Genomic DNA, 12645 nt, shown 5'->3' with positions numbered 1-12645 from the left:
GCCTAACCAACCTCGTTTACCCTGTTTTTACAGGTGGAATAGCTTTCAAATCAAATCAAGACAGCTATTATATATACAATCCTAAGTAATACTTGTTATACCTTTTTACTGTATTTTTACTATGACTTTTCGTTCTGATTCGCTAGCCCCTCTTGATGACTTAGCGCTGTTGCACATAACGGGTGATGACGCCATCACTTTTTTGCAATCGCAATTAACCAATACTGTTGATGAACTACACGCGGATGAAGCGGTACTAGCAGGTTTTTGCCAAGCTAAAGGCCGTTTACAAGCTACGCTTATTGTATGGCCTGACCCGCAAGACATAACAGCACGCTATATGTTGGTGCATGCCTCTATTGCCGAGACCCTGCGCAAACGTCTTTCTTTATTTTTATTACGAGCCAAAGCTAAAATCACTCTGTGTGATGCGCGTGTGTATGGTCTCACTCATGCCCCTACTACGACATTCGCGTTGCCCCAAACCCGCTTTCCTGTCCAGCTGCATAATGGCTACACATTAATAGGCGCCCCCAACGCTGCCACAGAGCAACCCGCTCGCGCTTGGCTCGTTGATTACAGCGCCGCATCTTCTCTATCAGCCACTGCCAGTCCAGCTGCTTGGGCAGCGGCTGATCTCTACGCCGGGTTAGCCTGGGTTGATGAAAGCAATTATGAATGCTTTTTGCCCCAGGACATTAACTTAGATATTGTGGGCGGGGTCAGCTTTAAAAAGGGCTGTTTTCCTGGTCAAGAAGTCGTAGCGCGTTTGCATTACCGTACCACTGCACGTCGTCGTTCTGCATTAGTTTGGACATCGCAATCCAAGGCATTACCGCTTGCATCGGGCCAAGACATCTTTACTACGGCAGCACCAGATCGCCCATTAGGCCGCATTGTGAATCACGCCTATGACGCCGCACAGGCACGCCATGTGGCCTTAATAGAAGTGCTGATTGAAAATATCGACGAGCAGGCGCTCTATGTGGTGGTGAATGATGAGCCGATAGCACTGGAACTGGGCACACTGCCCTACCGCTGGGAAATAGCCAAGTATTAATTAGCCCCGATTTAAAATCATACTCGCTGCAATACTGGGTTTGCGGCGAGTTTTGCTTTGACTTTGGGTTTGACTACGATGCGCGGCACGACGGCGTCGCGACTCCATCGGGTCAAAAACGAGATCGCGATAGACTTCAAGCCGCTCGCCATTACGTAGCTCGGTTTGTGGCTGACATAACTCGCCAAATAGCCCCATAGCGAGACCTATGGCCTCGGGATGGGCATCATACAAACCACTGCTTTGTAAGGCATCTTGGGCAGTAGAATGAGCAGGAACAGACAAGGTGTGCTGCCAAAGTGTATTTTTTGCCGCAAACACAATTTCAATTGTTATCATAGAGTGTTGTGTGATGTAAAAGAGAGTTAGTCGTAGAGGTCGTGAGCGCGACGCGTAAACGAATCAATAAAGCTATTGGCCACACGATTAAAAATGGGACCTACGACCATCTCTAGGGCACGACTTGAAAAAGCGTACTCCATAATGAACTCTACTTTACAGCCGTCTTCACCCAAGGGCTTAAAATACCAGTCGCCTTTAAGGTCTGAAAATGGACCATCGATTAATAGCAATTGAATATGCTCGGGATACTGATGGGTATTTTGTGTGGTAAAGCTTTGCTTGATTCCAGCAATGCTAATGGTGACTGAGGCTTTCATACCGTGTTCATTATGATCATGTACTTGTGCGCCGCCACACCAAGGCATGAACTCTGGATAACGGGCTACATCGGCCACCAGATCAAACATTTGAGAAGCAGAAAAAGGAACTAATACGGATCGTTTAACAGTATGCATCGATTTGGGTTAGTGAGTAAAATAGATCGATTTTACCTAAAATAGGTTAGAAATTCATGAGTATTGTTGAGAATCGCAAAGCACGGCACGAGTATTTTATTGAAGAGCGCTACGAAGCCGGCTTGGTACTACAAGGCTGGGAAGTCAAAGCTATACGAAGCGGCCATGTTCAACTGGCTGAAAGTTACATTGTGATCCGCGATGGCGAAATTTGGGTCATTGGTATGCACATTAGTCCATTAGCCAATGCATCTACCCACATTGTGCCTGATACTACACGCACCCGTAAACTCTTATTGAAATCCGAAGAGATTAACAAACTCATCGGGCGTGTCGAACAGCGCGGCTACACGCTCGTTCCTTTAAATTTACATTACAGCCGTGGTCGCATAAAAATGGACATAGGCTTAGGTAAAGGGAAAAAGCAACACGACAAACGAGACACAACGCGTGAACGTGACTGGCAACGAGAACAGGAACGTTGGCTCAAACACGACACACGTCGTCGTGATTAATTAATGCAGCTTAATGCGCGGGGCGGAACGCTTCAATAATAACCGCCCCAGCACAATGCTAAACGTACGCATCACCCCCATTACGGCGGCATGGTGCATTAGGTGCAAGCTCATATACATGGTTCGCGCTATCAACCCCTCTACGAACCAGCTCTTGCCCGACAACACCCCCATCAAACTGCCTACCCCTTTAGTGTGGCCTACGGATACGAGCGAGCCGTAGTCTTTGTATTTAAACCCCGCCGGATAACTTTGCCCTCTGAGACGAGCTGTTAATACCTTGTAAAGGTAACTGGCCTGCTGATGCGCTACTTGTGCTCGGGCAGGTAGATAGCCATCTGATCCCACCCATGGGGCTTGAGCACAGTCGCCAATCGCATAAATAGTCGGATTAGCGGTTTCTAATCGTTCGTTGACTACTAACTGATTAATACGATTCGTTTCTAAGCCTAACGTAGACAAAAACGCAGGCGCTTGAATTCCAGCCGCCCAGACACAGAGATCCGAAGCATAACGCTGCCCTGTGGCGTCCAAGAGTTGATCGTGTTGTACTTCAGTGACACGGACCCCCGTACATACTTGAATACCTCGGCTTTCTAAAAGCTGGGTGGCACGTGCCGATAGCTCCGGAGGCAATGCTGCCAAAATTCGATCTGCGCCCTCTAATAATGTAATCGCTAGCTGGCGCTCGGGGGTAAGCGTATTAGCACCATAAAAATGAAAACTGGTGACGGCCTCGGTCAACTCTGCAGCCAGTTCCACACCAGTGGCTCCGCCCCCAACAATAGTAATGTGCAAGGGTTTGGGTGCGGTGTCTGCGGAGCCGCTAAACACAGTTTGTGTTAAGGCATGCAAGAGCTTAAGCCTAAAGTTTTCAGCTTGAGCCGTCGCATCCAGCGTAATCGCATGTTGCTCGGCACCTGCTGTATTAAAAAAATTAGACTTGCTACCCACTGCCACCACCAGTGTGCCGTAGTGAATGTCACGTGCTGGAAATAACTGTTGTCCTGCCTCGTTATAAGCAGGCGCAATATGAATGCATTGTTTGGCTTGGTCTAAGCCCGTTAATGCACCCAATATAAAGGTGAAGTTGCAATCCCGCGCTAGCATAAAATACGACAACCCCTCACGGTGAATGTCTAGTGTACCGGCGGCCACTTCATGCAAAGAAGGTTTCCAAATGTGATCGGTTTCTTTGTCTATTAAATAAACATGTTGGGCGCCATGTTTTCGTCCTAACTTTGCAGCTAGCTCTAGACCTCCTGCGCCACCACCAACAATAACAATGGGAGTGATTGATTCCATACCGTTCCCTCTTCAATGAATCCACACAATAACCGTTAGCTTGCTGCATCGCAACATAATTTGACTAAAGTTGTATAGGGAAAAAAATGCCACTTCGCAAGAAGTGGCATTTTATGATTAAATGTGCAAATTACTTAGCAAGACGCTGCCAAGTATCCACAACCGTATCAGGGTTTAGCGATAAGGATGCAATACCTTCATCACGTAACCATTCAGCTAGGTCAGGATGATCGCTAGGCCCTTGACCGCAAATACCTACGTACTTGCCTGCTTTGCGACACGCTTGAATAGCACGACTCAACATAAATTTCACCGCCGCATCGCGCTCGTCGAAGTCGTCAGCGAGAAGTTCCATACCAGAGTCACGATCTAGACCCAAGGTAAGTTGAGTCATGTCATTAGAACCAATCGAGAAACCATCAAAGTAGTTTAGGAACTCGTCAGCCAAGATTGCATTCGAAGGTACTTCACACATCATGATTAAGCGTAGACCGTTTTTGCCACGTTCTAAACCGTTTTGCGCAAGTAAATTCACCACTTTTTCTGCTTGTGTGAGAGTACGCACAAATGGAATCATAATTTCTACGTTGGTTAAGCCCATTTCGTCACGCACTTTGCGTAAGGCTTCACATTCCATGCGGAAACATTCTTGGAAGTCGTCCGACACGTAACGCGCTGCGCCACGGAAACCCAACATCGGGTTCTCTTCCTCGGGCTCGTAGCGAGAGCCACCGACTAATTTACGGTATTCGTTCGATTTAAAGTCGGACATACGCACGATGACGGGCTTGGGGTAAAACGCTGCCGCTAAAGTGGCTACGCCTTCGGCCAATTTTTCTACAAAGAATGCGCGTGGGCTAGCATAACCGCGTGCGGCTGACTCGACAGCCTTTTTCAAATCAGCATCCACATTGGGGTAATCTAAAACAGCTTTAGGGTGGATAGCAATATTGTTATTAATAATGAATTCAAGACGCGCTAGGCCAACCCCATGGTTTGGAATTTGAGCAAAGTCAAAAGCCAATTGGGGGTTACCGACGTTCATCATGACTTTCATGCCGATCTCTGGCATTTCACCCCAGCTGACCTCTTCGACCTCTGTCTCGAGTAAACCGTCGTAAATACGCCCCTCGTCGCCTTCAGCACACGACACGGTGACCTCTTGGCCTTCTTTTAGGAGATCGGTGGCATTGGCGCACCCTACCACAGCGGGAATGCCTAGCTCGCGCGCAATAATTGCGGCGTGACATGTACGGCCACCACGGTTCGTCACAATTGCCGAAGCTAGCTTCATGACGGGTTCCCAGTTGGGATCCGTCATGTCTGTGACCAACACATCGCCGGCTTGAACATGATGCATCTCGCTCGCATCACCGACCAAGCGCACTTTACCTGAACCAATTTTTTGACCGATAGCACGGCCTGTAACAAGCACATCGCCAGTGGCTTTGAGCTTGTAGCGCTCTTGGACGTCGTTATTACCCAATTGAGACTTAACGGTTTCAGGGCGAGCTTGAAGAATATAAATCTTGCCATCAATACCGTCGCGACCCCATTCAATATCCATGGGACGCTGGTAATGCTCTTCGATGATCATGGCATAGCGCGCTAGCTCGTTGACCTCGTCATCAGACAGAGAGTAACGATTGCGCTCGGACACGGGAACGTCGACAGTGCGAACGGCCTCGCCGCTTTCGCGCTTTTCATCGAACTCCATGCGCAAGAGTTTTGAACCAATGCGACGGCTAATGATGGCATCGTGACCAGCCGCTAGTGTCGGTTTGAAAACATAAAACTCGTCTGGGTTAACCGCACCCTGTACCACGGTTTCCCCTAAGCCGTAGGCAGAGGTAATAAACACTACGTCTTTAAAACCAGACTCGGTGTCGATGGTGAACATGACGCCAGAACTGCCTTTATCGGAACGTACCATGCGTTGCACACCAGCAGAAATTGCGACCTCAGCGTGCTCAAAGCCTTTGTGAACACGATAAGAGATTGCACGATCGTTGTACAACGAAGCAAATACAAGGTGAATTTTTTGTAATACGTCATCAATACCCACTACGTTAAGGTAGCTTTCCTGTTGACCCGCAAACGAGGCATCGGGCAAATCTTCGGCAGTAGCGGAAGAACGCACAGCAAAAGAACCTTTACCGTCAGCATCTAAAGCCGCAAACGCATCGCGAATTTGCTGTTCGAGCGCAGGAGGGAAAGGGGTATCGATAATCCACTGACGAATTTGTGCGCCAGCTTCGGCTAAAGCACGTACATCGTCGGGATCAAAGGTGGTTAAACGGGCTTCAATGCGTTTATCAAGGCCATCTGCTTTAAGAAACTCACGAAAAGCCTCGGCAGTGGTTGCAAAACCACCAGGCACACGCACGCCTGCATTGGCAAGCTGGCTAATCATTTCACCGAGGGACGCGTTTTTTCCACCAACCGTTTCAACGTCGCTCATGCGCAACGTCTCAAAGGGTAATACGTAAGACATAAAAGTCACCTTCAAAAAGTAAAAAGCAAGTTTGTGTAATACATTTAGCTAACTGTATTAGGCAAACCTGCCTTGCTTAGCGCCCCAATGGTTGTTACTCTTTGCGATTGTACCGTTTATCGACCTAGAGTGTGCTATTAAATATGACTACATCGCCAATTAACCGTACTGTGTTCGTGGTTTCTGACAGCACGGGGATTACCGCTGAAACCTTCAGCCATTCGGTTTTATCACAGTTTCAAGAGTTTGAGTTCCAAGCTGTGCGGGTGCCGTTCATCGACACCATTGAAAAAGCCCAAGATGTGACTGTACGCATCAACCGTTGCTTTGAGGAAACAGGAGAAAAACCATTGGTCTTTAGCACCTTGGTGGACCCTAAAATGGCGCGCACGATTGGTTCGGCCAATTGTATTTTTATGGATTTATTTGGCAGCTTTGTGCGCCACATCGAACGCGCACTAGGCACTAAAGCCGATCGGTCTGTGGGTCGCTCACACAGCAATGTAATGTCCAAGCAATACAGTAATCGCATCGAGGCCATTAATTTCAGTTTAGCGCACGATGATGGCCAACTCATTAATGGTCTAGAACAAGCGGATGTAATCTTGGTTGGGGTTTCTCGTTGTGGCAAAACGCCAACAAGTTTATATTTAGCCATGCAATATGGGGTGAAAGCAGCGAATTACCCTTTGATTCCCGATGACTTTGAGCGTGGTGCTTTACCTTTATCGCTTGTGCCTTACAGAAAAAAACTCTTTGGGCTTTCTATTCATCCCGATCGCCTAGCCGAGGTACGCCATGAACGCCGCCCTAATAGTACCTATGCCTCGCTAAAGCAGTGTATTAACGAGGTGGCCGAAGCCGAGCGCTTAATGCGTTTAGAAAATATTCCATGGTTATCTACCACCACACGCTCCATCGAAGAAATTTCCACCAAAATTCTTGATGAAGTGGGCTTAAATAAACGCATCTACTAGACGCGCACCCAATGCAATTGGCGCCGCTGCTCAAACAAGCACACAGCAGCAGCGGCCGCTACATTTAAGGATTCCACCTGCTCAACCTGAGGAATAAAAACGCGCTGTTGGGCTTGCTCGAGTAATTCAGTATGAACCCCTTGCCCCTCATTGCCAAATACCCACGCAATTGGCTGTGCTAAGTCTAGGCGGTACAAAGGTTCTGCGTGCTCTAAAGCCGTAGCATAGATAGGAATCTGCGCTAATTGTATGAACTGAGCACGTTCAATCTGCTCATGGACTTGCATAGCAAAATGCGCCCCTTGTGCGCTACGCAATACTTTTTGTGACCAGGCCCAGGCGCAACCGGGCGACAAAAAAGCGCGGTTGATCCCCGCTGCAGCCATCGTGCGCAACAACGTGCCTACATTGCCGGGGTCTTGAATCCGATCTAAATACACGCAGCTTTGCGTAATGGCTTGAGTTGCGATCGTAGGCGGGGCTTGCACGACCAGCCCAATGCCTTGGCCTTGTTCTACAGAAGACAGTGCTCGCATCAGGGATGGCGTCAAACTCATACAGATACGTTCATCTAAACGTTGTGCAAGCTGTTGGAGTTCATGCTGCTGAGTGAGTCGCTCTGCATCAAATGCCGCCAACACCACCTCGTAGCCCGCATCGAGCCAAGCTTGACTCAGGTGAATGCCCTCGAGCCAGACAAACAACTGACCTTCCGCTTTTTTACCTTGGCTAATACGCACTAATTGTTTGTATTGAGGATTTTCTTTAGATTGAATAAGACGCATTATTTTGCTTGGACTAAATCCCGTACCGGCGCAAAACTGCGACGATGCTCGGGGCAAGGGCCATAATGCAATAAGCGCTCTTTGTGCAGCTTGGTGCCATAGCCTTTATGTTGATCGAATCCATAATGGGGATAGTGTTCATGCATCACCATGCACGCCGCATCGCGGGCTGTTTTTGCAAGAATAGAAGCCGCTGAAATAGCAGGGATAAGGTCATCGCCTTTAATTACTGCCCGTGCTGGAGCGAGCAAATCGGTAGGCACCCGATTACCATCAATTAAAATCAACTCGGGGCTTAAAGCCAATTGCGCACAGGCGCGATGCATGGCTAACAGGGTGGCTTGCAAAATATTGAGCCGATCAATTTCTTCGGTATTCGCACTCGCAATACACCAAGCTAAGGCGTGTTCTTTAATTTGTAAGGCCAATGCATCACGTTTTTTTGCACTGAGCTTTTTGGAATCCATTAACTCTGGAAGCGGTCGCTCTGGATCTAAAATAACGGCAGCCGCAAATACAGGTCCAGCTAAGGGCCCACGACCCGCCTCGTCTACCCCCGCTACGCAGCGATGTTGCTGAAGTAATAGCTCCAAATCAACCATGACGGGCCACCTCTAGGATTTTAGCCGCGGCAATGCGTGGCGTATCTAAGCGTAGGCTGTGGTGAAGCGTCAAAAAACGTTGCGCAACGTGCTGGGACCAAACGCTATCAAACAACGCGCGCTGGGCGGCTTGTGCTAATTTTTCAGGCGTCGCCTCGTCTTGTAATAGCTCAGGCACCACAAAATCTTGAGCAAGTATGTTTGGCAAGCCTACCCAATCCGTTAACGGCCGACTTTGTCCCGATTGCCATGCCATGAGTTTTTTCATTAATGGCGTCAACACATAGGAAATGACCATAGGACGCTTGAACAGCATGGCCTCTAAGGTGGCAGTACCGCTAGCTACTAATAAAGCATCAGCGGCCTCCATGGCTTCCCAAGCGATGGGCCTATCTTGTTGAGAAAGATGAGGCTGGTCAAGCACATGTAAATGCTTAATCGGGTATTGCTGCAAAATCGCATCGAATTCGGCACGGCGCTGCGCATTGACCATGGGTACGACAACAACTAACTCGGGGTGCTGACGTTGCAATATCTGGACGGCCTGTAAGAATCGTGGACTGAGCAGCTGAACCTCACTGCGTCGGCTGCCAGGCAAAACGGCTAATACTGGCCCCTCTGTGTTTAAACCCAAACGTTGTCGTGCTGCAGCTTGATCTGGCTGCAATGGAATGTTTTGCGCTAAGGGATGACCCACACACGTGACAGGCACCCCTTCCTTTTCATATAAAGGCACCTCGAACGGAAACAACACCAGCATATGAGAGACGGCTTGGCGAATTTTATGAATGCGTTCATAGCGCCACGCCCAAATTGATGGCCCCACAAACTGTACAGTGGGAATGCCTAAAGGTCGTAAACGCGACTCCATACGCAAATTAAAATCAGGCGCATCAATCCCTACAAACACATCGGGTTTATTTTTTTTCCAATAATTTAAGCTGCCGTAGAATGTCTGCAATAGTGAAGGAAGCGTTTTGATTGCATCGGCATAGCCAAAAATGCTCAAGGTATCCATGGGATACCTTGACTCAAAACCTCGCTGCACCATTTGAGGCCCACCAATGCCAGTAAAATGGGCGGTGGGCTCTTGAGCTTGAATGCCCGACATGATGCGACTGGCTAGCAAGTCGCCAGAGGGCTCGCCTGCTACCATGGCTATTTGCTTCATGGACGTACAATACCACGCTGTGACAATGCCAGAAATTCAGTCAGCACATGAATGGCAGCTAACTCTACCTCGTTATGCGCTAACTCTGGCATTTGCTGTATGGCTTGCTCTACTGTTAACTGACGACGATACAGTAATTTGTAGGCTTCTTTGATGGCTCGCACAGTGCCTTCGCCAGCGCCACGACGCTTTAAACCTTCGCTATTGACGCCACTGGGTCTAAACGGGTCGCCTGCCCCGATCACGTATGGTGGAATATCCTGTCGTACAGAGCTTGTTCCCCCTACCATTGCATGGGCGCCAATACGCACAAACTGATGAAACGCAGAAGAGCCCCCTAATACTGCCCAGTCACCAATTTGAATATGGCCAGCTAATTGCACGTTGTTCGCAATAATCGTGTGACTACCTATCTGACAATCATGAGCTATGTGCACATACGCCATAATCCAATTGTCATTCCCAACGCGTGTTACGCCGACATCTTGGATAGTGCCCGTGTTAATGGTGACGTATTCCCGCACCATATTGCCATCGCCTATTTCCAAACGGGTGGGCTCACCGGCATATTTTTTGTCTTGGGGCATGCCGCCAATGGAACAAAAGCGGTAAAAATGGTTTGCTTTACCAATCGTAGTGTGCCCATCAATCACACAGTGAGGTCCGATTTTAGTGCCCGCACCCACTGAGACGTGCGGCCCAATAACACTATAAGCCCCCACCTCTACGTCATCCGCCAACACGGCGCCATCAGCGATTAAGGCAGTAGGATGGATAAGACTCATTGATTATTTATCCAAAATACGAATTGCACACATGAGTTTGGCTTCAGCCACCACTTGACCATCGACCAATGCTTTAGCAGTGTATTTACATAATGCTCGGCTAATGCGGTCTGCCACCACCTCTAGGCGCAACTGATCGCCTGGCACCACGGGTTTACGGAAACGGGCTCCGTCTACGCCAACTAAGTAATACGCGATTTTTTGGCTAGCAGGATCAATATCAGCATCGTCTTCAAATGAAAACAAAGCGGCTGCTTGCGCCATGGCCTCGATAATGAGTACACCTGGCATAACGGGATGGTGTGGAAAGTGCCCAGTAAAGAAAGGCTCATTCATACTGACATTTTTTAATGCCACGATGCTTTTTCCGGGTTCCATTTCAATCACACGATCGACTAACAACATCGGATAGCGATGCGGCAAGCGTTCCATGATTTGTTGTATATCGAGTTCCATGCTTATTCCTGCTTAGTGTTGGGTGATTCAACGTCACGCTCGAGTGAGCGTAGGCGTTTACGTAATTGAGAAAGCTGTGAAATCACAGCGGCGTTGTATTGCCATTGTTTATGCTCAGCAAAGGGATATACCCCACTATAACGACCCGTTTTCTTGATGGAGGCCGTGACCGCAGTACCGCCTGATATCTGTACGTCATCTGCAATATGTAAATGACCAGAAATCATGGCTGCACCGCCAATAATGCAACGCGCACCAATATGGGTAGACCCTGCTACCCCTACACAGGCAGCAATAGCGGTGTGATCCCCTACATGCACATTGTGGCCGAGCATAATTTGATTATCGAGTTTGACGCCATTGCCGACAATGGTGTTATCTAAAGCACCACGATCAATGGTGGTATTGGCACCGATTTCTACGTCATCGCCAATATGCACACTACCTAATTGAGCAATTTTAGCCCACCCACCTTGGGGATGTGGCGCAAAGCCGAACCCATCGGCACCGATAACAGCACCTGAATGGATAATGGCGCGATCCCCAACGATAATTTGGTGATAGAGCGTAACCCGAGGGTGAATCAGAGCGTGTTTGCCGATTTGGCTATGCGATCCCACCACACTCCCTGCCCCGAGTCGAGAGCCGTCACCAATTTGAGCATGCGCATCAATGACACAAAATGGCCCTATGCTTACCCCTGCGCCAATTTGTGCGCTTGGATCCACCACCGCACTGGGGTGGATGCCTTGAGGCAAGGCATCAAGACGCGATTGATCAAACCATTGTGCCAATAAGGCATAGAGCAAATAGGGTTGATCAAATAACACCACGGCAAACTGTGGCTGGGCAGGAAGTTGCTGGTAAACGTCAGGAGCCATAATCACAGCCGCTGCATTACACGTCTTGAGTTGATGCTGCAACTGAGGGTTGGACAGGAAGCTGATTTCTTGGGGGGTGGCATGCTCTAGTGAGCCCATTCCTTGGATTGGCAGCTTTGCCGCTGCCTGATCCACCAACTGTGCTTCCATGCCCTGCTGTTTTAAAAAGAGCAATAGCTCGGCCAATGTGGGAGCCTGAGCGGCCTCTAGTAACACAGGCATGAATTAACCACCTAGCGCTTTTAAAACCTCATCGGTAATGTCGACGCGTGGGCTAACGGTAACGGCATCTTGGATAATTAAATCATAGCCTTGCGTTTCAGCGATTTTTTGAATGGCGGCATCGGCTTTATCCACAATGGTAGAAAACTCTTCGTTACGACGACGATTAAAGTCTTCTTGGAACTCGCGACGTTTGCGTTGAAGGTCGGAGTCCAAATCAGCTAACTGACGCTGACGTTTGATGCGCTCGGCTTCGGATAAGGCTGGTGCATCTTTATCAAATTTTTGGGCTTCAGAACGCAATTTGTTGGTGAGGTTTTGCAACTCGTCATCACGACGCTTGAATTCTGAATCGATCTTTGCTTGGGCGGCTTTAGCAGGTTGTGAATCACGCAAAATACGCTCGGTACTGACAAAACCAATTTTAACTTGTGCTTGAACTACCGGTGTAGCGGCCATGGTCACACCTAATGTAGCAGCCAAAAGTAATGCACGATTGCTACGACCCAAATTGTGGGCCATGCGGGTAAGTGTTAATGCGAATTTAGACTTCATGAAAATCCACCTTGCGAAAAATGCTGCAAAAATAATAAGT

14 protein-coding genes are annotated in these 12645 nt (G+C 48.6%); 3 read left to right on the top strand and 11 right to left on the bottom strand.

From position 1 onward, the window contains the following. Positions 1 to 121 precede the first annotated feature (121 nt). Positions 122 to 1060, top strand: coding sequence for a CAF17-like 4Fe-4S cluster assembly/insertion protein YgfZ (gene ygfZ / locus GGR41_RS03510; protein WP_167660653.1), 939 nt, complete (start codon positions 122 to 124; stop codon positions 1058 to 1060). Here ygfZ and GGR41_RS03505 read toward each other — a convergent pair whose 3' ends face one another. Both GGR41_RS03505 and GGR41_RS03500 read right to left on the bottom strand, forming a co-directional pair. Then, the gene (locus GGR41_RS03505; protein ID WP_167660652.1) at positions 1061 to 1399 is read right to left on the bottom strand and encodes an RnfH family protein; all 339 of its coding nucleotides are present in this window, start codon (positions 1397 to 1399) and stop codon (positions 1061 to 1063) included. 26 nt (positions 1400 to 1425) lie between these two features. Beyond that, on the bottom strand, positions 1426 to 1857 hold the full coding sequence (locus GGR41_RS03500) for a type II toxin-antitoxin system RatA family toxin (protein ID WP_077733172.1): 432 nt from the start codon (positions 1855 to 1857) through the stop codon (positions 1426 to 1428). A 56-nt stretch (positions 1858 to 1913) separates the two neighbouring features. Between GGR41_RS03500 and smpB the strand changes: the two genes are divergently transcribed. Further along, positions 1914 to 2372 (top strand): SsrA-binding protein SmpB, encoded by a 459-nt coding sequence (smpB, locus tag GGR41_RS03495; RefSeq protein ID WP_077733173.1) that lies wholly within the window; start codon positions 1914 to 1916, stop codon positions 2370 to 2372. Here smpB and GGR41_RS03490 read toward each other — a convergent pair whose 3' ends face one another. Both GGR41_RS03490 and ppsA read right to left on the bottom strand, forming a co-directional pair. After that, complete coding sequence (locus tag GGR41_RS03490; RefSeq protein WP_167660651.1) at positions 2373 to 3677, bottom strand: NAD(P)/FAD-dependent oxidoreductase; 1305 nt, start codon at positions 3675 to 3677, stop codon at positions 2373 to 2375. Positions 3678 to 3807: 130 nt separating this feature from the next. Further along, complete coding sequence (ppsA, locus tag GGR41_RS03485) at positions 3808 to 6171, bottom strand: phosphoenolpyruvate synthase (RefSeq protein WP_167660650.1); 2364 nt, start codon at positions 6169 to 6171, stop codon at positions 3808 to 3810. 143 nt (positions 6172 to 6314) lie between these two features. Here ppsA and ppsR point away from each other — a divergent pair, with 143 nt between their 5' ends. Then, entirely contained in the window at positions 6315 to 7148 is an 834-nt protein-coding gene (gene ppsR, locus GGR41_RS03480) for a posphoenolpyruvate synthetase regulatory kinase/phosphorylase PpsR (protein WP_077733175.1), read from the top strand. On the opposite strand, the gene GGR41_RS03475 is transcribed toward ppsR, so the two are convergent. From GGR41_RS03475 to GGR41_RS03445, 7 genes are read right to left on the bottom strand one after another with little or no spacing between them, the layout of a single operon-like run. After that, complete coding sequence (locus GGR41_RS03475) at positions 7145 to 7933, bottom strand: TrmH family RNA methyltransferase (protein ID WP_167660649.1); 789 nt, start codon at positions 7931 to 7933, stop codon at positions 7145 to 7147. The two genes, ppsR and GGR41_RS03475, sit on opposite strands and share 4 nt — an antisense overlap. Further along, positions 7933 to 8535, bottom strand: a complete 603-nt coding sequence (rnhB, locus tag GGR41_RS03470; protein WP_167660648.1) for a ribonuclease HII — start codon at positions 8533 to 8535, stop codon at positions 7933 to 7935. The genes GGR41_RS03475 and rnhB overlap by 1 nt, the downstream gene beginning before the upstream one ends. Further along, positions 8528 to 9706, bottom strand: a complete 1179-nt coding sequence (gene lpxB, locus GGR41_RS03465; RefSeq protein WP_229711149.1) for a lipid-A-disaccharide synthase — start codon at positions 9704 to 9706, stop codon at positions 8528 to 8530. Before lpxB ends, rnhB begins: the two co-directional genes overlap by 8 nt. Continuing rightward, positions 9703 to 10491, bottom strand: coding sequence for an acyl-ACP--UDP-N-acetylglucosamine O-acyltransferase (lpxA, locus tag GGR41_RS03460; protein WP_167660647.1), 789 nt, complete (start codon positions 10489 to 10491; stop codon positions 9703 to 9705). Before lpxA ends, lpxB begins: the two co-directional genes overlap by 4 nt. Positions 10492 to 10494: 3 nt before the next feature. After that, positions 10495 to 10947 (bottom strand): 3-hydroxyacyl-ACP dehydratase FabZ, encoded by a 453-nt coding sequence (fabZ, locus tag GGR41_RS03455; RefSeq protein ID WP_077733177.1) that lies wholly within the window; start codon positions 10945 to 10947, stop codon positions 10495 to 10497. Between the two features lie 2 nt (positions 10948 to 10949). Continuing rightward, positions 10950 to 12050: a UDP-3-O-(3-hydroxymyristoyl)glucosamine N-acyltransferase gene (gene lpxD, locus GGR41_RS03450; RefSeq protein ID WP_167660646.1), complete on the bottom strand. Its 1101-nt coding sequence runs from the start codon at positions 12048 to 12050 to the stop codon at positions 10950 to 10952. Between the two features lie 3 nt (positions 12051 to 12053). Beyond that, entirely contained in the window at positions 12054 to 12605 is a 552-nt protein-coding gene (locus GGR41_RS03445; protein WP_077733178.1) for an OmpH/Skp family outer membrane protein, read from the bottom strand. Positions 12606 to 12645: the final 40 nt, after the last annotated feature.

The organism is Paenalcaligenes hominis, assembly GCF_011927625.1.
Lineage (GTDB): Bacteria > Pseudomonadota > Gammaproteobacteria > Burkholderiales > Burkholderiaceae_B > Paenalcaligenes > Paenalcaligenes hominis.
The sequence above is the reverse complement of the archived record's forward strand: the minus strand, read 5'-3'. Positions and strand labels throughout refer to the sequence as shown.